This is a genomic window from Rothia sp. CCM 9416 (assembly GCF_048513535.1).
In the GTDB taxonomy this organism is placed as follows: Bacteria; Actinomycetota; Actinomycetes; order Actinomycetales; family Micrococcaceae; genus Rothia.
On record NZ_JBLXXR010000007.1, the window covers coordinates 31,110 to 56,393 of the forward strand.

The following is a 25,284-nucleotide window of genomic DNA, read 5'->3' on the forward strand; positions in this document are numbered from 1 at the left end:
ACTCCTTGGACCCGATAGCGGCTCCCAAGAACTAATCTTTTTTATTCAACAAAACCTGGTTACGATCAACCCAGCGTTTAAAGGTGACATTGTTTGCGTAAACCTCTGAGTAGGACCCAAAAGAAGCCACCTGACCGGCTTCAAAAAGCGCCACCTGACGCATACTTGCGATAGTGCTCATCCGGTGGGCAATACACAAAACGGTCATAGTTTCAGGTAATGACCTAATAGCCTGATCCACCAAAAACTCTGTGTCATCGTCAAGGGCAGATGTTGCCTCATCCAAGATCAGTATCTGTGCTTTGCGGTAGAGTGCTCGAGCTATGGCGATTCTCTGGCACTGACCGCCTGAGAGTCCTCTGCCCTGTTCGGGCAAGATCGTGTCCAAGCCCTGGGGCAGGCCCTCCACCACATCGGTCAGGGCTGAAAGTTTAACCGCCTCTTCGATTTTTCTCTGGTCAATTTCCTCCTGACCAAAGGCAAAGGCGATGTTCTCCCGCAGACTGGCTTCAGCGATATAGGGCTTTTGCGGGACCAAAGCGATGAGCTTCCTAAAGCCTGCCCAATCCTTCCTGACATCTATGCCATCGATGCATAAGCTACCGCTGTAACCGGGTAAAAGCCCACAAAGAATATTAATGAAAGTCGTTTTCCCGGCTCCGCTGGGCCCTACAATGGCTATCCTAGCCCCTCTGGGAATATCACCGGTGATGTCTCTGATAACGTACTGGTCATCCTTGCTGTCACTAAACCGGTAACTCAGGCCCGTAAAGGAAATCGCCTCCTTGAACTCTTCAATTGCTTGTCCGGCAGGGTGCTTAGGCAAGAGGGTAACTGGGGCGGGGCTAGAGGCAGCCTCTAGCTCTTCAAGAACCTCATAGACCGCAGGAGTTGATATACGCATCACGGTGTAAGAACTAATGATCCGGTGCATACTAGGCAGGACTCTAAAAGAGATGATGACCACTGTTCCTAGATAGGCCAGGTCGTGGCTGGAGGGCTCACCCGATGCCAGAACAACTAAAAGCAAGCACGAGAGAAAAACTATCTCAAGAATATAGCGTGGTAGCTCAGCAAGAATACCCATGTCGCGATTAACCAAGGCCAGGTTTCTGGAGACCTGGCGGTAATCCTCAATCACCTTGTGTTCTGTGCCCCGTATCTTAAACTCGCTAAAGCCTCCCATGGCTCTGAGTATCATCTTGTAGTGGTCTTGTGAGATGCTCAGATTCTTGGCGCCCACACTTTGTGACACCTTACCGATAATCTTAATAAAGACGACAGAAATCAGTGTAGTAATAGCAATCAGGGCCAGGTAGCTCAGCGGCAGAATAAGAAAAATTGCCACAATCATCGATAGGGTCGTCAGTACATCGCTGACCAGTAAAACCAGGTTAGAGAGATAGCCTGAATAGGACTGACGTACCGAATGTTCAAGCCGGCGCAGGGCAACTGAAAAACTACGCTGGTTGTGCTCCTCTTGACCTGAACTAAGGTAGGTGGACAAAAGCCGAGTTGAGGTTTCCGCTTCGTTCAGCAGGATAAAACTCAAATACCAGCGCCTAAAGAGCAAAGCACTGATGTCTTTGAGCACAAAGACGACCACAATAGTCAGGGTGGTCTTGATGATGAGCTCACCCTGAGAAGTAGTACCCAGAAAGTCACCGAATCGTTGAACACCGGGGCTCTGATAGTTACCGCTCAGGGTCAGCACCAGAACCGGCACTAAGAAGGTAGCTCCCAATTCTACTAGGGCAATCAGCAGGGAGAAGGCCAGCAGGATGAGAAGTTTCCCCCGGGTTTTTTGATCAAGCAGGCGGCGGAAAACAAAAATGCTATTCAAACTTTTAATAGACTTCACGGGTTGAGTACCTCATAGATACTTTCTAGGTGCTTCTGATCCACCTGAGAGTGGAAAGGCAGGGCCACAAAACTTTGGGCCAGTTCATCAAATTCTTGCCTGAGGGGGAGGTCATCTAGCGCATACCGGGACCAGTAACTGCCCTCTTGAGTCAGAGCGGGGAAGGTACGGGCCATAATCTTTTTCTCCTGCAACTGCTGAACCAGCTGCTTCTGCTCACCAGGTTCACAGCGAAAGGCGTAGAAGATATTGGAGTGTCTACCCCGCTGATGTACCCAGGCCCGGGGTGAGGCCTGCATAATGGCATCGAGTTCTTGGGCAAGAGCGCGGCGGGCTACCAGTTCTTTGCCTATTTCTGGGATAACAGCCAGCCCTAGGGCGGCAGAGAGTTCGCTAGCTTTTCCGTTGATTCCGAATGCCTGCGGGATTCCGGCATTGAGGCCAAAGTTTCTGATCTGCTGTAGGTAAGACAGGTCTTGGGGGTCCTGGCAAAAGACTGCCCCGCCCTCACCAGAGTGAAGCAGCTTAGTGGCATGCAGTGAAATGCAGCTGAAACGGCCCCGCCCTAGCAGCTCTTTTGCGCCTTCAGGTTCCTGCGGGAAGATGTGAGCGGCGTCGTAAATAAGGGGCAGCTGGTGTTGCTGAGCCAAGGCATCAAGTTGGCTGTCACATTCTACCCCCAGCAGGTGAACCGCCAGAATTGCCCCCACCCTTGAAGTGATATAGGGTTCCAGCCGCCCAGGGTCAAGGGTGAGACTAACCGGGTGGCAGGGAACAAATCGAGGCTTCAGACCGGCTGCCTCGATAGCGCTAGAAGTAGCCACAAATGTCAGGGCAGGAGTCAGAACTTCCGTGCCATGAGGTAATTTTAGGGCCTGCAAGGCTAAAGTAAGAGCGCTCGTCCCAGAGCTAGTGAAGAGAGCCAGCTCTTGACCGTACAGCTGCCCTAATTTCATTTCGAAGAGAGCCGCAAGAGGTCCGTTATTGGCGTACTGACCCGAGGCGAACACCTGCTCGCTGAGCTGGTGGAAAAGGGCCCGATCGGGTGCTGTGGGCACGCCCAGAGTGAGAGCTTTACCGGTCATTTAGTCCTGCTCCTGGGCTAGGTCTTTGAGCCTGAGAATATTCTCCTTGGGCATAGCCCTCAGCCCCATGACGGTGGCCCCAGCGGGGACATCACGATCAACCACTGCACCAACCCCAATGAGGGCGCCGTCCCCAATGGTTAAGGGCCTGTCGGGCCTGCCATTGTGGATTACAGCTCCGGGAGCGATCATGACTCCCCGGCCTATCTGAACATGACCCAGGACACTGCTGGAAATACCCAGGACACTAAAATCACCTAAAGACGAGTCGTGGGCAACGATATCCCCTAGAACTAGCGACCCCCTCCCCAGCACAGTATTCCAGCCTGTTCGGCTATGCAGGGCCACAAAAGTACCCTGGCCGATCTGGGCGCTGGCTGGAACCAGGGGGCTCAGGCCGGTGCCAGTCAGAATCTTATGCCCATCGTGCCGGCAGCGATTATAAACTTTCTGGCGGACGGCTGGTTTGGTCATACCAATCATGACCCAAGATTCTGGAGGTAGCTCGGCATAGGGAATAACCGGTTTGCCGTCCATAGGGTGTGGCCCTGGCTGAGCCAGATCGTCCACGTAGCCTAAAAGAGGTTGCTGGAAATAGACTTGAGCATCCACCGATATCTGCAGGGTGTTGGGGCTGGAACCGTAAACCCAGAAGCCCCGATTCTCAGACCCCTCAAGCTCTTCAAGTCCTGGCCAGGGATTAGGCTTGAAAATTTCGTACATCTTTCAACACCCTATGTGCAATAAGTAATTTTCTTTTATTGTCTCCCTCTTGAAGCTCCAACACAAATTGGGGATGGCTAGAGCAGATACAAAGACTTAATGTTAAGAATAAAAATTTTCACACCTGTAAGAAATATCCCCTATATGTAATTCCCAGTATAAATATCAGCGAGGGTTTTTACCTGCCGAAAGGAGCATAGAATTGACTATCGCTCTGTTAGCGGGAATCCAGTTGAGCTCTAAGATACTCAAGTCCCAAGGGGCCCAGCGGAGCTGATGATGATCTTGCAGTGGCAGCGGGTTACCTTGAGCTATCTGAGCCCACCAGAGCCGCATGGCCGCTTTCTGGTTTAAGACCCAACCCTGGGGGTGGGGGCCAGCTAATTCGCCGCCTAAGGTAACCCTAACCCCCAGTTCCTCCTGTAATTCCCGGACGAGCGCCTCTCTGCAGCTCTCCCCCGGTTCGACCTTGCCCCCGGGGAACTCCCAGAACCCCGCTAAAGCCGGAGGGGCCGAACGCTGACCTACCAGCAGGCGGGTGGGAGCCTGTATGGAATCAACGATAGCAGCAGCTACTACTTGCACTGGATAGGTTTCCACACGGTTTGCTTGGGCCTGCTCCCCCATTTGAGGCATCCTTATCACCCTTTATTATTTACGGTTCTGGGCCAGCGATGAGGCAAAGAGGCAAACAGCAGCTGCCATACCCACGTTCAGAGACTCGGCAGCACCGCGAAGAGGCACGGCTACGCGCAGGCTGGCAGCGGCTTTTTCCTGGGCGCTAAGCCCAGCGGCCTCGTTACCAAAGAGCCACATGGTGGGGTGAGCCAGATCGTACTTGACCTTCTTGCGGGGCTCTACCCCCTTGCGCAGGGCAAAAGCGGCATCCTGTAGGTCGTCCAGGGACACCCGGCCGTAACCGTCCGCTGCCAGCACCCCCAGGCCCTGGGCTTTAGCGTCCTCGGCAAAATCTTCTAGGTCAATACCCTGAATGACAGGCAGGTGGAAGAGGGAGCCGGCGGTGGAACGCACAGCCTTGGGGTTATAGAGATCCACTGATCCTTTGGTGGTCACGATTAAATCTGCACCAGCCGCATCTGCGGCACGCAGCACAGTGCCTGCGTTACCGGGGTCTTGGATCTGGGCCAGTACAGCAATCAGTGTGGGGTTGATAGCGCCCTCACCCCAGATATCGCCGGGGGCGATATCGAGCTGGTGGGCCACAGCCAGCACGCCCTGGGGGCTAACAGCCTCAGCCATAGCGGCCAGTACGGGGTCGGTGACCATGCGCATGAAGACCTTACGGCCCGGCTGGGGGGTGGGGGTGCCGTGGACTTCTTCCATGAGCTGGGCAATGTCCTGGTGGCGGTCAAAGGCTCGCTCGGTGATGTAGACGGCATCTAGCAGTGGCTTAGCCTGGTGGGCCAAGAGGGCTTCGCGGACAGTTTGGGGGCCTTCAGCCAGGAAGAGCCCGGTCTTAGTGCGGGCGGCACGCGTAGCAAGTTTGGCGATATCCTTCACGCGATCAGCCTGAGGGTTTTCCATGACGACGGGGGTAGCGAGGCGTTCTCTAAAATCCATTTCCCCATTCTCTCACGAGCAAGCCGGGTGCAGCCCTGCCTGTGAGCAGGGACGCGGTAGGGTCTAGCATTCTTCGGAGTGCCTACTGGCAACACATTTTCTTGCGAACAGTGCGTTTTTCTGTATATTTATCACGATCTGATGACTCGCAGTTCTTTTTAGGGTGGAGTTTATATGTTAATCTGGTATCAACCGTTCAGCCCGCACCTCCAACCATTGGAAGGTAGTGGGCTGAATCTCTATCGTACGAGATATCTCTCAAATACGGCATAGAGAGACTTATCCACACGGGATGGGTAAGGCAGGTTCGCAGCGAAATTGCTGGTCGGGACTGGCGTAAATCGCCTTATGAGCGCTAGAGAACCAGAAGAGAGGGTCGGTAACGATCGTGAGCCTGGCATACCTTATGAATAACCCTCAGAAACTGCTTTATTTATAATATCTTCAATTCCCAGAGTGCCCTTATCAAATTTTCGCGATAGGCCAGAAGGTCTAAAGGAAATACTTTTTTCTGTTATCTTTCTAAAAAGTTTTAAATTGTGCAGATCTGGATCATTCAGAGTTATATCCAGCAGCTTTTCCTCCAAGGCTTCAGGGCCATCAAATTCTACTTGAAGGAATTTACCATAGTCAGCAATAATCAATCGAGAGACATCATGACCATAGCAATATTCCCTCAGGTCAGTACCTGCCACAGCAGTAAACTGTCGTTGATATTCGTTTATCTCCTCTTTTGAAATTTTTCGCTGAGCTTTCCGTAAATTTTTAAAACTCTGTTTTTCCTTTTTTATCGATTTGTAACAACGGATTCTATACAGAATATATAGTTTTTGATATATTTCATCTAGTAAGTCACACAGGTTTTTACCCAAAAAGACGTTCCCCATAACAAAATGTGTCAGCGTGTAACTTTCCAAAGACGGGAAGTCAGTAAACGCAAGACACTCACTCTCAAAGATTTCAATATCAGAACCAAGGTCAAAGTCCGCCACACAAAGAATTTTATTTTCCAATAATTCTCTATTCTGAAGCGGCTCCCGGCTTACTTTAAAAGAAAGGGATATTACTTGCGTTCTCCTACTGCCCCGACCAAGCTCTTCATGTTCAAGTTCTCGTAAACGTATTTTATCAATAACAGTGACTTGTACGTCGATACCATTTTTCATACACCAAGATTTATAGAATTTATAGTCACTATCCCCCTCGACAACTAGATTAAAATGTGAGCTTAGCGAAATTTTTTTCAAAAAAGCATAAGAATCAGTTCGGGGTTCACCCCTTGCATTCTTTTGGGATGATTTTTTTGGTTTATTTAGCTCACTAACAATCGATTCAACACTGCCTTGGCTCATCTATTCTTCCCCACCAGCAGTTTCTAAAAAGTCAGTGGGAAACTCTCCAAGTACTTCCATCGAGTGGCTTGCAAGAAGAATCTTTACTCCACTCCCCTCTATAAACTTACTAATATTTGTAAGAAATTTTTCCCGCCATTCAAGGCCTAAAGAAATTTCAGGCTCATCAATAATCACCAAGTCACCTTGAAGGATTATCTCCTTTAAAAGAGTGGAAAAAATGTATAGAAGATTATTCTCACCACTAGATAAATCACTAGGCGGAATTTTTAATTTACCAGATTCAAGAATAAATCTCCCATCAGCATAATCAATATTGTTATGAAGAAGATTTCTATTAACACAATCAAGGAATAGATTTATTTTTGACTGCAAATCGGCAATCTGACTGTATAGATAGAGATTATTAGCGAAGTATTCCAGAACCTCCCTCGACGGGTCTTCGATGGTCGCTAGAGCCGAAGATGCACTTCGTACAACATCAACTTCTCTAATAATTACACTATTATCTGAAATTAATTCTTCAAGACTTTTATATCTATCCAGAAGATCTTGGTGGCTAATACCCAGCAGACCTTCTGATTGTTTAACAATTTTTTCGGATAGGATTTGATTAATTTTTTCATTAACAAGATTCTCCAAATCCCCTAAAATCTGCCTTAAAGATTTACCGGTATAGAGCGTTCTATCAGTTGCAAGAAAAGTAACCCTATGCTCTTGACCCATTAAAATTTCTTCAACTTTACTGAGCTTGTCATTTTCCGCGTAATCTTCAGCAGAGAATCCTTTTATAGATTCAGTTACTTCCAATCGAACAATTGGCCTCGAATCAATAACTTCTATTACCCTTAAGGTAAATTCATCCTTCTTCACATCTTTATCAATTGCCGCATATAAATGATCAGAATACTTTACTGAGTACCTAGTAAAAGGTATGCGCAATAATTTTACTAAATTTTCAGCTGAAAAATTTGAGAAAAAGTAGATTAACTTTAAAAAATTGGTTTTACCCATTCCATTTAAAGCATAAATAATAAATATATTCTCCCATCGCGCCTCAAGTTCTGATGTTCCGACATCTTCTCGGTCAAAACCAATCGAATAATTATATCTATTAATTATTTGGCTAACTGAAATTACATTCAAAATATTATCCTAACTAATAAGGTCAAAAAAACGGTTTTGGAATTTCTGCAAACGAATGATAAGACGCTTCTTCCGCTGGGACCTACTCTCCCCATTGCGCTGAGTGCTAAATCTAGAACCAGTAGTTTGTAATAATTTACCGACCCTTTCACCATGTATTGGGATTTGTCCTGACGCGAAGGAATCCTCTATGAACTCTCGTGTTAGTTCAGGTTTGAGTTTTTCTTCTTCAATGATTTTTTCGAGCTCAGCAGATGACTGCTCCTCAATATGCTTACGCCACTCCCCTCGCACATCATCTTTTTCCAAAGAAACCTTATCGAGGAAGTCCACGATGAGGTCTTTCTTGTTGTGAAGGGTCGGGCTTGAGTCAACAGCACGAGTAATCTCGGCACGCACTTTTTCATCTGTGCCCTGCCCCTGACGGTATTTGTCTACGAGCATGAGGATATGATCAACACCTACTGAGACCTGTTTGATAAGTTCAATCTCGAAGATGAGGTCCTCGGTGATATCGGCGCGTTCGTGTTCGCTGGGTTCGCGCATATCCCGGTAGATATCAAGGTAGTGGGACTGATAATCCTGGGCATCCCGGGGCGCTAAAGTATCATCTGACTCAAATTCGTCGAAGGCTGACAGGATGTTCCGTAGTTTAAGAATCTCGCCGAAGAGCCTGACGAAGTCTTTTTGTGCTTGTTCGCCAAGTTCACCTATGCTCAGCCTTGCTAAGGAGAAGTCTTGCGTGAGCTGGTCAAGTTTCGCACGGTAGTTCTCTAGGTATTCGGTGTAGGGTTTGAGGAGGACGGTTGCGCGGGCTTCTTTGTTACCGAAGAGGGCAAGGGCCTCGTCGGTTTCGGTTTCTAGGTTGCGGAAGCAGACGATGTTGCCGTAGGTTTTGACCGAGTTGAGAATACGGTTGGTACGGCTAAAGGCTTGTAGAAGGCCGTGTGACTGCATATTTTTATCAACCCACAGGGTGTTGATGGTTTTGGAGTCAAAGCCGGTGAGGAACATATTGACCACGATGAGTAGGTCAAGTTCCCGCTTTTTCATTTTCTTTGAAACGTCTTTGTAGTACTTTTCAAAACCGCCTTTGGAGAGGTCCCAGTTTGTTCCGAAGAGTTCGTTGTAGTCAGTGATGGCATCTTCGAGGAAAGCGAAAGAATTTGCATCGAGGTCGTAGGTGTCAAGGCTTTCTTCTGCCAGGAAGTCGCTAGCTTCTTCGCTGTGAGGGGCGGCGGAGAAGATGACTGCTACTTTGAGGGGTTCAAGGCCGTCAGTTTCTTTCCGTAGCTCTTGTTCTGTTTTAAAAGTGTTGTAGTAGACCTTAGCCGCATCGATGGAGGCCGTTGCGAGGATTGAGTTGAAACCGCTGACCCGCCGTTCTTTGAGGGTGTAGGTTTCGTTGCGTTTGGTTTTCTGGTCGTAGTGGTCCAGGATGTACCGAACGATGGGTTTGATGCGTTCGGGTGAGCGTAGGGCTTCTTCGGCTTTGATACCGTAGACGTCGGCGTCTTGAACTGAGTCGGCTAGTTTAACGGTGTTATTGTATTCGACGCGGAAGGGCAGAACGTTTTTGTCTTGGATCGCGTCGACGATGGTGTAGGTGTGAAGTTTTTCCCCGAAGGCGTCCTGGGTGGTCCGTAGTTTGATGTCCCCGTTTGAGCGTGCGTTGGCGTCGAAGATAGGTGTCCCGGTGAAGCCGAACATAAAGTATTTTTTGAAGTTTCGGGTGATGGCTTTGTGCATGTCACCAAATTGGGAGCGGTGGCACTCATCAAAGATAAGGACAACGGGTTCGCTATAGATGGGGTGGCCGGGGTTTTGTTTGATGAAGTGGTCGAGTTTCTGGATGGTGGTGATGATGATTTCGGCGTGGGGGTTTTCAAGCTGCTGTGTGAGGACTTTGGTTGAGGTGTTGGAGTTTGCGGCGCCGCGTTGGAAGGCGTCGTATTCCTTCATGGTCTGGTAGTCCAGGTCTTTGCGGTCAACGACGAAGAGTACTTTGTGTACGGTGTCTAGGTCTTTGGCGAGTTGGGCTGTTTTGAAGCTGGTGAGGGTCTTGCCTGAGCCTGTGGTGTGCCAGATGTAGCCGCCTGCATCGATGGTGCCCTGTTTTTTATAGTTGGTTGCGATCAGGATTTTTCGTAGGATGCGTTCAGTGGCGACGATTTGGTAGGGGCGCATGACCATGAGGTCTTTGTCTACGGTGAAGACGCAGTAGCGGGTGATGATGTTGAGCAGGGTGTGGCGGGCGAAGAATGTTTTGGCGAAGGCGGTGAGGTCGCTGATGCGTTTGTTGTCTACGGTTGCCCACCAGCTCGTGAATTCGAAGGAGTCTGCGCTGGCTTGGCGGCGGCGTTGGGTGCGTTGGGCGTCTACGTGCTTGTAGCGTACGGTGTTGGAGTAGTACTTGGTTCTGGTGCCGTTGGAGATAACGAAGATTTGGATGTAGTCGTAGAGGCCGGAGTCTGCCCAGAAGGAGTCGCGTTGGTAGCGGCTGATTTGGTTGAAGGCTTCTTGGATTTCTACTCCGCGGCGTTTGAGTTCTAGGTGGACCATGGGTAGGCCGTTGACCAGGATGGTGACATCGTAGCGGTTTGAGGTGGCTCCCCCGCTTGTGGCGTACTGGTTGATGATTTGTAGGCTGTTGTTGTGGATATTGCGGCGGTCGATAAGTTTGAAGTTTTTGACGGTGCCGTCATCGAGTAGGCAGATTTGGGTGGGTTCATGCTGGATGATTTGGGTTTTGTCGGTGTGGGTGGCTGTGGGGTTGGCGACGACGGTGTTGTAGAAGCGTTCCCATTCGGTGTTGGTGAGGGTGTAGTTGTTGAGTTTTTCCAGTTGTGTGCGCAGGTTGGCTTTGAGGTCGTCTGCCTTGCGGATGGGTAGGTAGTCGTAGGCTTGGCTTTGGAGGGTTTGGATGAAGGCAGCTTCTAGTTGGGCTTCTGTTTGGTAGGTGAGTTCGTGCTCTTCGGTGACTGGTGCTTCTGTGGCTACGGTGTGCTCTTGGGTGAGCAGGATGGGGGAGATTTTTGTGGCGTGGCTGGTTTTGATGGTCATCGAGAGCTTCTGCCTTGCTGTTTTCGCTAGCTTTGTTTGGGGAGAAGCGCCGTGATGTGGTGGTCACGGTGCTTCTACATATTTTATAAGTTGGGGTGCCGGTGATGGGTTGGTCGGCTGGTTTTATGGTTGTTCTTGGGGTGCAGGTTGCGGGAGTTCTTTGAAAGTGAGGAGTTTATCGCGGTAGTACTCATACTGTTTACGGCGGGCGGCAATCTCAGCGGGCAGGCCAGAACTGATGTCATTGACCAGGGCGTCGAAGCGGTCTAAAACAGAAACTATATACTGTTGTTCGGATTTTGAGGGAGGAACTTCAATTACAGTTTTCAATATAATATCGTTATAAAGTCTTGAAATCGTCCCACCAACAGCCGCTTTCCAAGGTTTGAGCATATAAATATATTTTAAATATGAATTTAGAATAATTGACTCATCGTTATCAATCCATACAATATTTGAATCCTGAAAGTAAGATTCACTTCCATCAAATTCAACAACCCTGCCAATTGTGCCAGAAGCAGAAATCAGAAGATCCCCCCTCTTAGGATACGGGTAGCGCACCCTTAGCTCATCAAATAAATCCTTAGATATATAGGAATCTTCCTTTCCCCCAAACGTCCCAATCTTATAAAAAGGGATATCACCAATAGGACTTGTATCCTTTTTAAGAACCCTTTTGCACATTTTTACAGAACCTATCTCAGCAAGCGGATACTTTCTGTAGGAATTATTTTCAGAATTTATCATTTTACGCAGAATGTGCCTATACTGCTTTGCCCGTGCCTCCAGCTCAGCCTCCAGCTCAGCCTCCAACAAGGTGAATTTATCTAATATTCTAACGATTTCTTCCTGAACTTCCAACGGAGGCACAGGTATTTTTATTTTAGAAAACCCTTGTAAGGAGATTCTTCTAACCTTTGTTCCAGTTATAAATTTCCCTTTTTGAATCTGAAAATCAGTGGAGTTCAAAAAATAAGAAACAAACTTAGCATCAAGATTCTTAGGAGAATAAATCATTGCATCGCTGCTAACAGCAACTGGAGATTCACCTACCCAAGCTACCGCTTTTGCAAGGTCTTGATCGTTCTCACTGGTAGTCGCAATAACAACATCCCCTGGACAAGCCAAACGGGATTTTTCAGCTACCGCGTCACTCACAAAGACAAATGTTTCCTTAGCCCATAAACCGTATAGGGTAAAAATCTGCCCATAATGAATGGCAGGGAATCCTTCTGCCAGAAAATCTTTCTTCTGGATTCCGCTTCCCCGAGAAAAAGTACCGGCATCGCTCATAGCCACATGTTTAACACCGTCCGGGCAGAGTTCTTCAATCAGTTCAAAAATCTTACTCACTTACTCTCCCTCTTCTCCAAGCAAGGCCAAGAGCTCAGCCGAATTAAGCCGCTGGTCAGCATCCGCCACACCATCCACCAGACGTACACCATCCTCCACCAAAACATCCAGAGGATCACGCGTGTCCCTATCATCCGCCCACCGGAAACCCTCAGAGACACGGCCCTCCCACGTCAATACCCGGTAAGCATTAACGCAACCAGCATGATTCGTCAGATGGTACGCCATAGCCTGCGGTCCAGTCCCCACAGCCTCAGCTAACTCCTGATAATTAGTCCACGCCCCATAAGGCAAAACCTCAAGAATAGAATGGGCAGTTGACCAGTCAAAAGAAGAACGATCAAAATTTGAATACCGCTCAATCACACCATCTTCAACAAGCGGGTAGGCCCACAATTGCACGGCTTTAGCCGACAATTCACTAGCACGAGCCTCCATCTGCTCCTGACCCCACGAGACCGCATTACGCAAAGACAAATTCAAACGCAAGGGGCTCTGCGCAAATCCGCCTTCCATGTCCCGCTTTTCAAGGAACGAACGGTTAGAGTACTCAGGGTTATAACCCGTCAACGTCAAATTACCCAAAGTATGCAAGAAATACCGGTGCACTTCTTCCCAGTTATCCCCCAGCTCATGCTTCCACCCTTCCGTTAGGGTCTGGGGCATAATGTGCTCCACAGTGTAGTGCGAGGTAGGAACAACCTCTTTGCTGTCACAGTTCTCTAACTTGTGCAACAGATAGTTCTTCTTCTGGCTAAAGTAAACATCTTCATTCTCCAGCTTCTCAATAAATTCCTGATCAGCTGGGAAACGCCGATAGTCCGTCAAGGACAAAAGATAGCCCAGCACCGAATTAACATAGTCATTAGGGTTTACCCTACTCACCAAAGTATTAAAGGTCTTGTTAAGGCTATTTGTTGGAATCTTGCAAATATTTCGACGGAAAAGATACGAAATTAGTGCATCAAGAATAGTCACAAATTCCCCATGCCCAAGAATCCGAGCCTCATAGTCCGCATACACACGAAGCTGGAAGGGGTAGGCAACTGTTGCCAACTGCTCCATCTCAGAAAAACGCTGAGCCAACTGCTGGTCCCTTTCCCGTCCAAAGGCCATAGCAGCAAAATAGGTTGAATAGGTATAGAGGTCAGCAACCAGGTTCTCCTTCCACGCATCAGAAGAAGAATCCTGAGTAAAAGCAAACTCCTTATATGCCTCGTAGACATCATCCAACCGAGGAATCTTCTTAGTTTTCATGGTCAGGTAGTGGCGCACAAACTCATCAAAACGACGCTCATCGCACTCCGCAAAAACCCGTTCCATAGGGAACCAGTAATCTTTATACAGCCGAGCTTGGAGCCGCTGAGGAACATCCATCAGCACAAAGTTGCGAATCAAATCAGCCTGGGACAGCTTCTTACCCGTTGCGTTCATTGACTCAAAAACCAGTTGCGGGTCATCTTGCTTGCGAGTCAACTTAACATCAACAACAACCAGCTTATTCAAGCCCTCGCACAGCTCCTTGACCCCTGGCTCATCAAGCGCCCCAATCTGGTCAACGAAATACCTAAAATTCGCTGTTACGCGGGAACTCTCATCAATGGGATCTAGCCCCTGCACCACACGTTGCAAGGCATCCCTATCACGATGAGTAAGAGTGAGCTTAAAATATTCGTCACCCTCTTCATACTCATTCGTAAGGTACTTACCCCGAATCTTCTGAGGTGAAAAACCAGCTATAGGCTCCTGTTGCTCCTTAGGAAGCGTCTCCAGGTAAGAAGCCAAAGCAGAAAGCACCAAGGTAACAGTAGTAACTCGCTGCTGACCATCAATCAGCAAATCAGGCTCCTTAGCAGTATTAGAACCCTGATCCCGTTCAATATAAACAATTGACCCCGTAAAATGATTAGCCAAGGCTTCCCGAGAACCTGCGCGCATAATATCTTTCCACAGTTGCTGGCACTCGTCCTTGCCCCAGGAATACACGCGCTGGTAGATAGGAACGACAAAACGTTCGCTCTTCTTCAATAAATCCAGCAGGTTTGAATCGACAGCCTTCATTATTTTCCACTTTCCAGTTCTGCCACAATGGCATCAATCTCGGTACGCAACTGAGACTGCCGGGCCACAATCCGCTCAATTTCAGCGTTCAAAGCCACAATATCAACCACCTCACGGGTGTCCTCAGCCTCAACATAAGAAGACACCGAAAGGTTATAGTCATTATCTGCAATATTGCTGTTATCTACCAGCTTGGCAAAATACTCAGCATCCTCACGACGCGCCAACGCATCTAAAATTTTCTGCCGGTGCACCTCGGTAATCGTATTCTTATTCCCCGAGCGCTCAAACTCAGCCGAAGCATCAACAAAAAGAGTCTTGTTATCCTTCTTCGCCTTCTTCAGCACAATAATGCACGTGCCAATCGTCGTTCCAAAAAAGAGGTCCGGCGGCAACTGGATGACCGCATCAACATAATTGCCCTCAATCAGGTACTTACGAATCTTGGCTTCTGCTCCCCCACGGTAAAGAACACCAGGGAACTCAACAATCGCAGCCGTACCGTTCTCTGCCAACCAATGCAAAATATGCATTGTAAAGGCAAGGTCAGCTTTCGACTTAGGAGCCAAAACACCCGCCGGCGCAAACCGCTCATCATTAATCAGCAAAGGGTTAGCGTCGCCCTCCCACTTCACAGAGTAAGGCGGGTTAGAAACAATAGCCTCAAAAGGCTCAATATCCACATGGGCAGGGTCAATCAGAGTATCACCATGCGCGATATCAAACTGAGCATAGTTCAGGTCATGCAAGAACATGTTAATGAGCGCAAGGTTACGGGTCGTCAGGTTAATCTCCTGCCCAAAGAAACCTTCCTTAACGTTCTCCTTGCCCAACACCTTTGCAAATTTGAGCAAAAGGCTGCCCGATCCACAGGCCGGGTCATAGACCTTATTAACTTTCTTCTTACCATCCACCGCAATATGGGCTAGAAGCTCCGAGACAGCAGTCGGAGTGAAGTACTCGCCCCCCGACTTTCCCGCAGAAGAGGCATACATACCCATCAGGTATTCGTAAGCATCACCAAAAGTATCATTATGCGAATCAGCAAAGTTACCCAGATTAAAATTTCCGACCTCATTCAGCAACTTACGCAAGAGGTCATTGCGTTTAGAAACCGAAGACCCCAGCTTATTACTGTTCACATCCATATCGTCAAAGAGGCCACGAATCTTATTGTCCTCTTCACTCAAGACGCCAGTTGCAGAAGATTCAATAGTACGGAAAACCTCTTGCAACACCTCGTTAAGGTTCTCATTATCTGCATTTGCACGGCGGCGAACGTTCTCGAAGAGATGCTCGGGGAAGATGAAGAAACCCTTTTCAACCACCGTATCGCGGATAGCTTCGGGGTTCTCCTCAATCTCAATATTCGTCATCGTCGCGTAGCTGGCATCGCCCTCGTCCAGCTCGCTATCAAGATACTGGGTAAGATTTTCTGAAATAAACCGGTAGAACATGAAACCCAGAACATACTGTTTAAAATCCCAGCCATCTACACTTCCGCGCAAGTCATTTGCAATTTTCCATAGGGCGCGGTGCAACTCAGCTCGTTCTATCTTTTGGCTCATCAAGCTCTATCTTTCTTTTGATTATGGAACCAGATCCTCAGTCGCCCCTAAAACCAGAAATGAAACATTACTTAGGTTGTGGGTGCGCCAGTTTTGTCTCTTGCTTCCTTGGCACGGTCAGACCGCCGCAACTTTTCCCAGGCAGCTAACGCAGCAGTCTCGTAGCCAAATACTGTCATCACTACCAGGTGAACACGGGCCTGAGTCAAAGTATAGACAAACCAGGGCAGGGTCGGCTCATACTCCTGAATAGCGATAATCACCTTGTCCTCAGCCAGCACCCTGCGGAAAATCAGACGGGCCCGATCGTCGTTCTTAACCCTCGCTAAGCGACCTCCAGAAATCACATACACTACATCCTGCTCGCTAGAATGCGCAGGGGAATAATCCAAGACCAGGATAGGATCCCGCAACAGGGGCAGATGAATCTCTGCGTGTCCCTGACTTACCCGAGTACTCACTGCCTTAAAGCTAGCCCGTTGCAACCAGGCCAGGTAGTAGTCAGCCGTGTCCTGCACAGACCAAGACGCGGGAATCCTCACCCGCTGGATTGACTTAACATCATTCTTAGGGTTCTCCATATCCTTTTTAAAGGGAATCGAGAAACGCGGCAAACTGTAGCCCGGGGAATCCTGATTCTCTGTAGCCCTCCGAACGCTCTGCCGGAAAGTCGTCGGGGCATCTGTAATCCCCTCAACCGTGTGTTCAGGGCTGATTACCATATCGTGGACCAGGCTATCGAGTAGGGGGCCAACCATCTCAATGGGCTTACCACTAATCAGGGTCACCCACAGCTTCGAAAGCCAGACAGGGATCAGGGGCACATCCACCATGGGTAGTTTCTTACCTAGTTCCTGGGCAGTCTCTTCAAAAAGCTGGCGGTAGGTCATCTCTTCAGGGCCACCAATATCAATAGCCTGTTGCCCCAAGTCCTGACGCTCAATAACGGCCAGTAAACCATGGACCACATCGTCCAAGGCAACAGGGTGAGTACGATTATAGGCCCATCTGGGCAAGACCAAACCCGGTAGCCGCTGAACCAAGGACTGAAGGATAGGGAACGAAGAACCCTGCGGCCCCACAATCAACCCTGCCCGCAAGGTCGTCACCGGCACGCCATAGGAACCCAAAATCTTTTCGCACTCCAGGCGACTAGCTAGGTGCCGCGACAGCTTGGGGGCATCAGGGATAATCCCGCTCAAATAGACGATGCGTTTGACCCCGCAGGTAGCTGCGGCGCGGGCAAAATTGTCAGCCAGTAGGGCATCCATATCCTCAAAGCTAGCCTGTGTCAGCTTGGCCTGTGGTTGCATGGAATGTACCAGGTAAACCGCCAGATCGATTCCTTGCATAATGCGCTGATTATCCTCAGGTGCAAACAAATCGGCTGCCACCCAGGTGACGTTCTCTTCGTTGGTCTTGCCTTGGGCGCTGCGTGAAACCGCAATGACCTGATGGTTCTTCTTAAGCTCTTTGAGCAGGTTGCCCCCTATATAACCAGAGGCACCTGTAAGTAGGATTTTCATGCCCTGCCACCTTCCACAAAATCATGAGGTCACTGCCAACAGTGCTATGGGTCATAAGCTAGCCTATAGCCCTAGAGGAAGGAAGTAAACAAATAGACGGAGCAGAAGACTGCTAAAGCGCCCCGCCCCTGAGGCAGGGGGGCTGGCACTCCCCCATCTTATGCAGAAAGCAGAGCCAGCCCACCTGCCTAGCTAGTAGCTTTAAAAAGCCCTGATGCCAGGTAGTCATCCTGGTCTTTGACCCCCGGGGGAACAGCAAAGAGTGCGCTGCCCACATGGCGTAGGTATTCACTCAAGGCATCAGAACTCATCATTGTTCTGAGCATAGGTACAAAGTGAGTGCGAGGGTCGCACACATAGGCGATAAAGAAGAGACCAGCATCCAGGTGGCCCAGGCCATCACTACCATCTGTATAGTTATAGCCTCGCCTCAGCATCTTAGCTCCCCCATGGTTATCAGGGTGCATCAGTCGCATATGGGCATCGTCGGGGATAATGGGGCCAGACTTGCCCTGCATGGAAAAATCTGGCTTATCGAATTCTCCACCGCCAGAAAGAGGAGCCCCATCTTTCTTAGTTCGCCCAATAATTTCTTCTTGTTCCTTCAAGGAAGTCCGATCCCAGGGCTCAATATGCATGCGGATCTTACGCACAGCACAGTAGGTGCCGCCCTCCATCCAGGCAGGATTACCTTCAGAATTAGCGCCAGAAGCCCACACATGATCTACCAGGGAATCCTTACTTTCAGCCTTAATGTTGGCGGTGCCATCCTTAAAACCGAAGAGGTTACGGGGGGTGATCTGCGCGGTGGAGGTAGAAGACGTCCTACCAAAGCCTAGCTGGCTCCACATGACCGCAGCCCGGCCCGCCGCCAGTCGCACCAGGTTACGAATAGCGTGCACAGCTACCTGCGGATCATCTGCACAGGCTTGAATACACACATCTCCACCTTGCCAGTTACTCTCCAGCATATCGCCACTCATCTTGGGAATATCTTCGAGAGCCGGGGGAAGCTGATCAGCAAGACCGAAACGATCTTTACCGTCCGCGTCAAGGAAGAGTGACCGGCCTAGCCCAAAAGTAAGGGTCAGATGGGCAGCGGGAAGATCCATAGCTTCGCCAGTATCATCCGGTGGAGATTCAAGAGGCTTTTCCTCCCCCACATCCTGGCCAGCCATTAAGCTACGGCTCATCAGAGTCCAGTCCATGAAGAGCTCTTGTAGCTCTTTTCTGGTTTCTGCTGTAATTTTTAGAGCCACAAAATGCAGGCGATCTTGGGCGGGTGTTACTACCCCACTTTGGTGTTCGCCAAAAAAGGGGTAGCTATTCTGGTCTTCTGCCGCTGATTCTGATGCTTTCAGAGAGCTACAGGCTGTGCCCCCAGCTACCAGGGCTACGCCCAGACTACTTAACATAGCAGCGCGCCGGTTCATGCTGGGAAGTGCTAGTGCGGGATTCTTCTTTTCAGGCATATAAGCCTTCTTTCTATGGGGAAGGCTCCTGCTCTTATGCTGAGCAGGAGCCTAGGTCTTTAACCGTGCAAAGCTGCTGGAGCTACTAAATGATTGCTCCGGTCAGTTGCGATAAAGGCTCGCTCAGAGCATCAATGGCATCTGAGAGCTGACGAATCTGTTCCTGAGAAAGATCAGTGTAAGGAGTGAACTCGTCACCTTGCTTATATTGATCCAAGAGTTTCTGGACGTCATCGAACTTTGCTTCTAGGGTGGTACCCAGCTCAGAGTTCTTGGCTTCGAGCAGCGGGCGTACGTCCTCGAAGGCCACTCTAGCGCCATCAATATTGCCCTGGAAATCGGAGAGGTCAGTATGAGACCAGATCTCTTCTTCCCCGGTGATCTTAGAGAAAACAACCTCATCCAGTAGGCTCTTAGCACCGTTAGCAATCTGGTCGACGGTTAGATCTAAATCGCGAGTCTGGTCATAGAGCTTCTGAGTGTTTTCTTGAAGTTCAAGAGCTGCTTTCTTGAGCTCATCATCGGTCAAGGGGGTGTAGGGCTTGCCGCCATTTTCTTCGGGGGTAGGCTGCCAGAGATCTTTCTCCAGCAAGTGCCAGCCTGTCCACTCCTGCCCGTCTTCCAGGTCAGCTTCTCGTGCATCCAGCAGGGGGTCAAGATCGCCAAAGGATTCCGCTACAGGCTCGATACGTTCATAGTGAATACGGGCCTGGGGGTAGAGGGAGCGAGCACTGTCTTTATCACCGGACTGCAGGGCCTCTACAAACTGGTCTGTCTTAGTCTTGAGCTGCTCGGTCTGATCTTTAACATAGGCCGTGTACTGATTGACAGCGGTGTCACGCAGGGCCTGCTCATCCGCTGCCACCGGAGAAGCATCAGGATTAGCTGTTACTTTCAAGTCCCCCATAATGCCGTCACCGACCATACCCGGCTTGCAGGAGGTCTTGTACTGGCCTTCGGCCAGTTCAACTGTCAAGTCTCGGGTAATTCCAGGGCCGATATTTTCAATCTCCGAGATAATCCTTAAACCGTCATCGGCCAGGATATAGAACTCGGTGACTTCCTTACCATCATTGGTCACAGAGAAGGTGTTCTTACCCGCTTTAACCTCAGTGCTTGAGAGCTTACATTCGGTCTCGGTAGATGAGACCTTAACAGCCTCAGTGCTGTCATCAGATTTAGCGTTTTCGGTACAACCGGTCAAGGCAAACAGCCCTACCGAAAGAGCCAGAGCGCTCAGCTTAAGATTTTTATTCATAGTTTTTCCTTTAGTTTCTAGGATGAGGTTCTTGGTTGGGGGCTCGTTCTTGGGGAGACAACTTTACTGCGGTTCTTAGCCACAAAGAGGGGAAGCACAATACCCACATAGGTACACCAGGCGATAGCCTCCAGCCAGGTTGTAGCCGGGGAGAAGTTGAAGATAGCTTTCAGGAGCGTGCCCAGCAGGGAGGTGGGGGCAATTAGATGAGAAATATCGAAAGCTAGAGAATTCAAGCCTGGCAAAATCCCAGCCTCCTGCAGGTCGTGAACGCCATAGGCCAGCACCCCTGCAGCAATAAAAATTAGAAAGAGCCCGGTGTAGCGGAAGAAGATCCCCAGGTTGAGTTTAAGGGCGCCGCGCATGATCAGCCAGGCTAAGAGAACCGCCAGGGCGATGCCCAGTAGAGCTCCTATAAGTGCCGTGGCTCCGTTACCTACGGATTGGGAGGCGGCCCAAATAAAGAGAGCTGTTTCAAGCCCTTCGCGGCCCACCGATAAAGCAGCCAGTAAGACAACGGCTCCAGTACTTGCCTGAACCAGGTCAATTTTTTGGCCAAGCTCACGGGAAAGATGCTTTGAATTTTCTGCCATCCAGAAAATCATCCAGGTTACAAATCCCACAGCAATAATGGACAGGCTCCCACCGATTGCCTCCTGCGCCTCGAAGGTCAGGCCTCTGGGCCCAAACGTGAGCAGAGCTCCGAAGCCCAGAGAAACCAATACCGCCAGGCTTACACCCATCCAGATTTTAGGGATGAGATGGGATTTACCTGTTTTGCGCACGTAAGCTAGCAAAAGGCCAACGATCAGAGCCGCTTCCAGCCCCTCTCGCAGTCCAATCAGGAAGTTTTGGAACATGTAAACCTGTTTCTTCAGAAAAATAATATTAGGTATGCCTATTATAAACATTAAGTCATCTTTAACAGCATTTTTATGTGACTTATTTCAGTTACCTGCCTGCCTTTTGGCTCAACAATCAGCAAAGACCGCTAAGATCTACCCCCTTCGGCTATGCCCCCGCCCTTTCTCTCTTGACCCCATTGTTTACCCCGGGTTCAAGAGAGAAAGACGGGTCTGTAGAAGACAGGGGGGGTAGGGCGCATAAAGAAACCGCCTCCCACTCCCCCTACCTAGGGGTAGAAGAGTGGAAGGCGGTCCGTTGTCCCAGGCAGGGCCGGGGACAGAGAAAGCTCAAAGACTAGGAAGCCTTGGGAGCTGAAGTGTCCTCAGGCAGGTTGTTCTTAGCGATTTCAACCAGAGCTGAGAAAGCAGCGGGCTCGTTGACAGCCAGCTCAGCCAGCATACGACGATCAACCTCAACCTCAGCAGCCTTCAGACCCTGAATGAAACGGTTGTAGGTCAAACCTTCAGCGCGGGCTGCAGCGTTAATACGCTGAATCCACAGGCGACGGAAGTCACCCTTCTTCTTACGACGGTGATCATAGCTGTATACCAGTGAGTGAGTGACCTGTTCCTTAGCCTTACGGTAAAGGCGTGAACGCTGGCCACGATAGCCCGATGCACGGTCCAGGATTACTCGGCGCTTCTTATGCGCGTTTACCGCGCGCTTCACACGTGCCACGTGTGTCTCCTTACATCTTGTGTCCTACCCAGCTTTGAATCACTAGCGCTGGTGCAGGAGAGAAAATATCTACTTTGGGTGTGCCCTCAAAGGGGCGAAGCTTCAGGAAGCAGGCTAGGCTTACTTGCCCAGCATCTTCTTGATGACCTTTGACTGACCGCCGGTTACAATCTGGTCAGAAGCCAGACGACGGGTCAGACGGGAGGACTTGTGCTCCAGGTAGTGGCGGCGGTTAGCCTGCTGGCGCTTTACCTTGCCAGTACCGGTGAGCTTGAAGCGCTTCTTAGCACCAGAGTGGGTCTTCTGCTTCGGCATGAGCCGATTCTCCTTACCTTCTACCCTCACGCCCTCTCAGGCGGTGAGGAACTGAAAAACTCAACAACGTTTCGCTGTCTAAGGGTGTTGTGCTCGCTGAGCGACCGCACGTGCGGTTCCCAGGCGAACCAGGACCAAACACTGAACACTATAGGAGTCGTGCTTGGATGTCTATTTTCAGTTCTTATTCGGCGGAAGCCTGAGCCTTAAGTTCCTCCGGCATTGAATCTGCCAGAGAATTGGTCACAGGAGTAGCCTCGGTGGTGTTGACGCGTTCGCGACCCTTGCGTCCGCTTGCCTTAGGGCTCTCACGGCGGACTTCTTGCTTACCGCGGAGCGGAGCAAGAACCATCACCATGTTACGACCGTCTACACGGGGGTTTGACTCTACAGTGCAAACCTCCGCCAGGTCGCCGGCCATCCGTTCAAGCAGGCGCACACCCATCTCGGGGCGCTGCTGTTCACGACCACGGAACTGAATCATAGCCTTGACCTTGTCACCGCTGGCCAGGAAACGACGTGCGTGCCCTACCTTGGTTTCGTAGTCATGGGTGTCAATTTTCAGGCGGAAACGGATTTCCTTCAAAGAAGCATTGACCTGCTTCTTTCGAGATTCACGTGCCTTCACTGCGGCTTCGTACTTGTACTTACCGAAGTCCATAAGCTTACACACAGGCGGCTTAGCGTTAGGGGCAACCTCAACCAGGTCGAGGTCTGACTCCTGAGCAAGACGCAGTGCATCTTCTACGCGGACAATACCGACCTGCTCACCGCCGGGGCCGACGAGTCGAACTTCCGGTACGCGAATTCGGTCGTTGATGCGTGGATCGCTAATGACAAAGCTCCTGTTGCTTGTGCGGGTTTCCCCGTGAATTTCTGTGGGAGCAGAAAAGCCCCCGGTTGCGGTCAGCAAGCGGAGGCTAAGATACCTACCCGATGGAGTGTATGGCAGACAAGTGCCCTACATTCCTGTCACAGCTTCAGCTGTGTGGGATAACCCGGCAACCTGTTGAGCGGTCACGGGGTGGGAACCTTGAAAGTTCCGCTTGCAAACAGATAGTCACTCTACCGGTATTTCGGGGATTTATCAAGAGTAAACCGGCAAGCCCCTATCTGTCAGCCCGCTTTTAGCCTTTACAGGTGTTCACGATTGACAGTCTTTTAGGCCGGTATGAGATTCTAGTAACCATGAGCAACGAATCTACCTACCGTTTTGATGAAAACCAGCCCACCGGCGCGGAGCAACTCCCCGAAGGCCTCACCGCTGAGCAGGTCAACGAAGTTAATGCCCAAATGCGTGACATTGCCGAAGTACCTGCTGTTGAGGTCATCACCACCGCCGCCGTACACCTGATGAGCGCCGCCGCCGTCAAGTGCGGTTTAGCCGCCGATGAAAACGCCGATGAGCTCAAGGACCTAGACGAGGCCCGCAAGCTCATTACTACCCTGGCCGGCTTCGTCACTGCCGCCGCACCCGAAATCGGCTCCCAGCATGCGGCCCCCCTCCGCGATGGTCTGCGCTCTCTTCAGCTGGCTTTCCGCGAGGCTTCCCCCTACCCCGATGCGCCGGGCCAGGGCCCGGGTGAAAAGTTCACCGGCCCTGTCTTCTAGAACAGGAGCCTGTAATTCTAAGCGTAATGGCGGGGCCTACACCCCGCCATTTTTAGGTTTAGGCTGAGGCCAGAGCAATCTGAACTGAGTCCACCTGCTCGGAAAGCAGGCGATGTCCCGCTAAGCCTTCCCGAAGTTTGCCCACCGTCCGGTCTACCTGCTCCCGATTCAAGCCAGGAATCAGCTTGAGCGTAATGTTGAGCTCAGGGCCGGGGCCACCACCTGCCAAGACCTTACCCGTAGCAGAGCGTGAATAGACACCGGCACCGGGGCTAGCTTCTACACTCACAACTGCCGACAGTGGGGTTACAAGGTCAGAAAGCGCCTGGGCGACCTGCGAGTTACGGTAGGACGGTACCCACTTTTGACCCCGCGCTATAGCCCATACCGCCGGGCGACGAACCACAAAGGTTACGTCCTGCCCGGGATTAACCACGATCAGTTGGTTATCGTCCTCTATGGCAGAAAGAGCCGTCTTGCGCATATCTGCGGCAACAGGTCGAGCTAAATCATGCCAGGCAGTTAGCGCGTCAACACTGGTAAACACCGGCAGAGCCTTACGACCATCGGGAGCTTGAATACTGACCAGGGCCATGTCTGACTCTTTATCGGAGACCAGCCCGTCAGCGGTAATTTCGGCCTGCGAAAGCTGGGCAACGATAGGTGCAAAAACCCTTACCTGCCGGAGGGCATCGACCACCGCAACTTCGTCAACACTATCGGCTATGAAGTCAGCCAGCACTTTTTCAAGGTTGGGGTCGGTTCTACCGTCATCGCCGGGATAAAGGTGGGTGTGGCTGGTTCCCTCACCCAGGTTGCGCCCCTCCCACGGCTGACCACCTGTGTCGGTGCTCCTGCCGGCAGAAGCCAACTGGGCGGCAATGTGGGCAGGTAACTCCCGTTTGGGACCACCAGGGTTCCCGCGCCCGTGGGTGTGAGCGCGACGAAGGCGATCAGAAAAATCAGTCACTAGGGGCGACCCGCTAGATCAAGTGCCTGCTCCAGGGTGAACTTACCCGCGTACAGAGCTTTACCGGTAATGGCGCCTTCTACACCGTAAGGCACCATGGTACGCAGGGCGGCAATATCGTCCAAAGTGGCAATACCACCGGAAGCAACAACAGGCTTATCGGTGCGCTCAGCGACCTTGCGCAGTAGTTCAAGGTTGGGCCCCTGCAGAGTGCCGTCCTTAGTGACGTCAGTAACCACGTAGCGGGCACAGCCGTCCTCGTTCAGGCGGTCAAGCACCTCCCAGAGGTTGCCCCCTTCTTTGGTCCAGCCGCGGGCGGCCAGCACGTCACCGCGCACATCCAGGCCCACAGCGATCATGTCCCCGTGCTGGGCAATAACCTTGCGAGTCCATTCTGGGTTTTCCAAGGCTGCGGTACCCAGGTTAATGCGTGCGGGGTTCAGGCTCAGAGCGCGTTCCAGGGAAGCATCGTCGCGGATACCGCCGGACATTTCAATCTTGATGGAGAGTTCCTGGGCGACCTCGGTCAGGATATCGATGTTATCGCCACGCCCAAAGGCTGCGTCCAAATCGACCAGGTGCAACCACTCTGCACCCGCCTTCTGCCACTCCAGGGCCGCTTCGACCGGTGAGCCGTAGTTGGTCTCGGAACCGGCTTCACCCTGAATCAGGCGCACAGCCTGGCCATTTGCCACATCAACTGCCGGGAGCAGTTCAAGTCGTTGAGTCATTCATTTCTCCTAGAAATCTGTACG

Annotated in this window: 21 protein-coding genes; 1 reads left to right on the forward strand and 20 read right to left on the reverse strand. The window is 50.7% G+C overall.

The annotated features are described in order from the left end of the window. Positions 1–31: 31 nt before the first annotated feature. From ACN080_RS04520 to infC, 18 genes are all read right to left on the reverse strand, one after another. A complete protein-coding gene (locus ACN080_RS04520; protein WP_419100145.1) occupies positions 32–1,843 on the reverse strand; it encodes an ABC transporter ATP-binding protein in 1,812 nt (603 codons plus the stop codon). Between the two features lie 14 nt (positions 1,844–1,857). After that, positions 1,858–2,946 carry a DegT/DnrJ/EryC1/StrS family aminotransferase gene (locus ACN080_RS04525; protein ID WP_419113154.1) on the reverse strand — a complete coding sequence of 363 codons (1,089 nt, stop codon included), beginning with the start codon at positions 2,944–2,946 and terminating at the stop codon, positions 1,858–1,860. After that, a complete protein-coding gene (locus tag ACN080_RS04530) occupies positions 2,947–3,669 on the reverse strand; it encodes a hypothetical protein (RefSeq protein WP_419100147.1) in 723 nt (240 codons plus the stop codon). It abuts the gene before it with no gap. A gap of 165 nt (positions 3,670–3,834) precedes the next feature. Then, complete coding sequence (locus ACN080_RS04535) at positions 3,835–4,305, reverse strand: (deoxy)nucleoside triphosphate pyrophosphohydrolase (RefSeq protein ID WP_419113155.1); 471 nt, start codon at positions 4,303–4,305, stop codon at positions 3,835–3,837. 15 nt (positions 4,306–4,320) lie between these two features. Then, the gene (locus ACN080_RS04540; protein WP_419113156.1) at positions 4,321–5,250 is read right to left on the reverse strand and encodes a TrmH family RNA methyltransferase; all 930 of its coding nucleotides are present in this window, start codon (positions 5,248–5,250) and stop codon (positions 4,321–4,323) included. A gap of 404 nt (positions 5,251–5,654) precedes the next feature. After that, positions 5,655–6,602 (reverse strand): hypothetical protein, encoded by a 948-nt coding sequence (locus ACN080_RS04545; RefSeq protein WP_419113157.1) that lies wholly within the window; start codon positions 6,600–6,602, stop codon positions 5,655–5,657. Continuing rightward, the gene (locus ACN080_RS04550) at positions 6,603–7,748 is read right to left on the reverse strand and encodes an AAA family ATPase (RefSeq protein WP_419113158.1); all 1,146 of its coding nucleotides are present in this window, start codon (positions 7,746–7,748) and stop codon (positions 6,603–6,605) included. A gap of 9 nt (positions 7,749–7,757) precedes the next feature. Beyond that, positions 7,758–10,811: a type I restriction endonuclease subunit R gene (locus ACN080_RS04555; protein ID WP_419113159.1), complete on the reverse strand. Its 3,054-nt coding sequence runs from the start codon at positions 10,809–10,811 to the stop codon at positions 7,758–7,760. Positions 10,812–10,934: 123 nt separating this feature from the next. Beyond that, positions 10,935–12,164, reverse strand: a complete 1,230-nt coding sequence (locus tag ACN080_RS04560; RefSeq protein WP_419113160.1) for a restriction endonuclease subunit S — start codon at positions 12,162–12,164, stop codon at positions 10,935–10,937. Further along, entirely contained in the window at positions 12,165–14,225 is a 2,061-nt protein-coding gene (locus tag ACN080_RS04565) for a DUF262 domain-containing protein (protein WP_419113161.1), read from the reverse strand. It lies immediately after the preceding gene. Further along, a complete protein-coding gene (locus ACN080_RS04570) occupies positions 14,225–15,793 on the reverse strand; it encodes a type I restriction-modification system subunit M (protein ID WP_419113162.1) in 1,569 nt (522 codons plus the stop codon). The genes ACN080_RS04565 and ACN080_RS04570 overlap by 1 nt, the downstream gene beginning before the upstream one ends. A gap of 71 nt (positions 15,794–15,864) precedes the next feature. Beyond that, a complete protein-coding gene (locus ACN080_RS04575; RefSeq protein ID WP_419113163.1) occupies positions 15,865–17,319 on the reverse strand; it encodes an NAD-dependent epimerase/dehydratase family protein in 1,455 nt (484 codons plus the stop codon). 188 nt (positions 17,320–17,507) lie between these two features. Further along, positions 17,508–18,791, reverse strand: a complete 1,284-nt coding sequence (efeB, locus tag ACN080_RS04580) for an iron uptake transporter deferrochelatase/peroxidase subunit (RefSeq protein WP_419100151.1) — start codon at positions 18,789–18,791, stop codon at positions 17,508–17,510. A gap of 85 nt (positions 18,792–18,876) precedes the next feature. Then, the gene (gene efeO / locus ACN080_RS04585; protein ID WP_419112214.1) at positions 18,877–20,049 is read right to left on the reverse strand and encodes an iron uptake system protein EfeO; all 1,173 of its coding nucleotides are present in this window, start codon (positions 20,047–20,049) and stop codon (positions 18,877–18,879) included. 17 nt (positions 20,050–20,066) lie between these two features. Further along, positions 20,067–20,909, reverse strand: a complete 843-nt coding sequence (efeU, locus tag ACN080_RS04590) for an iron uptake transporter permease EfeU (RefSeq protein WP_419113164.1) — start codon at positions 20,907–20,909, stop codon at positions 20,067–20,069. 340 nt (positions 20,910–21,249) lie between these two features. Continuing rightward, on the reverse strand, positions 21,250–21,633 hold the full coding sequence (gene rplT, locus ACN080_RS04595; RefSeq protein ID WP_419100154.1) for a 50S ribosomal protein L20: 384 nt from the start codon (positions 21,631–21,633) through the stop codon (positions 21,250–21,252). 120 nt (positions 21,634–21,753) lie between these two features. Continuing rightward, positions 21,754–21,948: a 50S ribosomal protein L35 gene (rpmI, locus tag ACN080_RS04600; protein ID WP_419100155.1), complete on the reverse strand. Its 195-nt coding sequence runs from the start codon at positions 21,946–21,948 to the stop codon at positions 21,754–21,756. Between the two features lie 184 nt (positions 21,949–22,132). Continuing rightward, complete coding sequence (gene infC, locus ACN080_RS04605) at positions 22,133–22,861, reverse strand: translation initiation factor IF-3 (RefSeq protein ID WP_419100156.1); 729 nt, start codon at positions 22,859–22,861, stop codon at positions 22,133–22,135. Positions 22,862–23,136: 275 nt separating this feature from the next. Here infC and ACN080_RS04610 point away from each other — a divergent pair, with 275 nt between their 5' ends. Beyond that, entirely contained in the window at positions 23,137–23,559 is a 423-nt protein-coding gene (locus ACN080_RS04610; RefSeq protein ID WP_419100157.1) for a DUF1844 domain-containing protein, read from the forward strand. Positions 23,560–23,617: 58 nt separating this feature from the next. Here ACN080_RS04610 and ACN080_RS04615 read toward each other — a convergent pair whose 3' ends face one another. After that, positions 23,618–24,529: an SseB family protein gene (locus ACN080_RS04615; protein ID WP_419113165.1), complete on the reverse strand. Its 912-nt coding sequence runs from the start codon at positions 24,527–24,529 to the stop codon at positions 23,618–23,620. Continuing rightward, positions 24,529–25,260 (reverse strand): bifunctional 1-(5-phosphoribosyl)-5-((5-phosphoribosylamino)methylideneamino)imidazole-4-carboxamide isomerase/phosphoribosylanthranilate isomerase PriA, encoded by a 732-nt coding sequence (gene priA / locus ACN080_RS04620; protein WP_419105136.1) that lies wholly within the window; start codon positions 25,258–25,260, stop codon positions 24,529–24,531. Before priA ends, ACN080_RS04615 begins: the two co-directional genes overlap by 1 nt. Positions 25,261–25,284 lie beyond the last annotated feature (24 nt).

Coding starts and splice junctions, on each gene's coding strand:
- efeO (WP_419112214.1), bottom strand. CDS start 20,049: ATGAATAAAAATCTTAAGCTGAGCGCTCTGGCTCTTTCGGTAGGGCTG.
- ACN080_RS04545 (WP_419113157.1), bottom strand. CDS start 6,602: ATGAGCCAAGGCAGTGTTGAATCGATTGTTAGTGAGCTAAATAAACCA.
- ACN080_RS04565 (WP_419113161.1), bottom strand. CDS start 14,225: ATGAAGGCTGTCGATTCAAACCTGCTGGATTTATTGAAGAAGAGCGAA.
- ACN080_RS04525 (WP_419113154.1), bottom strand. CDS start 2,946: ATGACCGGTAAAGCTCTCACTCTGGGCGTGCCCACAGCACCCGATCGG.
- ACN080_RS04535 (WP_419113155.1), bottom strand. CDS start 4,305: ATGCCTCAAATGGGGGAGCAGGCCCAAGCAAACCGTGTGGAAACCTAT.
- ACN080_RS04610 (WP_419100157.1), top strand. CDS start 23,137: ATGAGCAACGAATCTACCTACCGTTTTGATGAAAACCAGCCCACCGGC.
- ACN080_RS04555 (WP_419113159.1), bottom strand. CDS start 10,811: ATGACCATCAAAACCAGCCACGCCACAAAAATCTCCCCCATCCTGCTC.
- ACN080_RS04530 (WP_419100147.1), bottom strand. CDS start 3,669: ATGTACGAAATTTTCAAGCCTAATCCCTGGCCAGGACTTGAAGAGCTT.
- efeU (WP_419113164.1), bottom strand. CDS start 20,909: ATGTTCCAAAACTTCCTGATTGGACTGCGAGAGGGGCTGGAAGCGGCT.
- efeB (WP_419100151.1), bottom strand. CDS start 18,791: ATGCCTGAAAAGAAGAATCCCGCACTAGCACTTCCCAGCATGAACCGG.
- priA (WP_419105136.1), bottom strand. CDS start 25,260: ATGACTCAACGACTTGAACTGCTCCCGGCAGTTGATGTGGCAAATGGC.
- ACN080_RS04575 (WP_419113163.1), bottom strand. CDS start 17,319: ATGAAAATCCTACTTACAGGTGCCTCTGGTTATATAGGGGGCAACCTG.
- ACN080_RS04540 (WP_419113156.1), bottom strand. CDS start 5,250: ATGGATTTTAGAGAACGCCTCGCTACCCCCGTCGTCATGGAAAACCCT.
- rpmI (WP_419100155.1), bottom strand. CDS start 21,948: ATGCCGAAGCAGAAGACCCACTCTGGTGCTAAGAAGCGCTTCAAGCTC.
- ACN080_RS04570 (WP_419113162.1), bottom strand. CDS start 15,793: ATGAGCCAAAAGATAGAACGAGCTGAGTTGCACCGCGCCCTATGGAAA.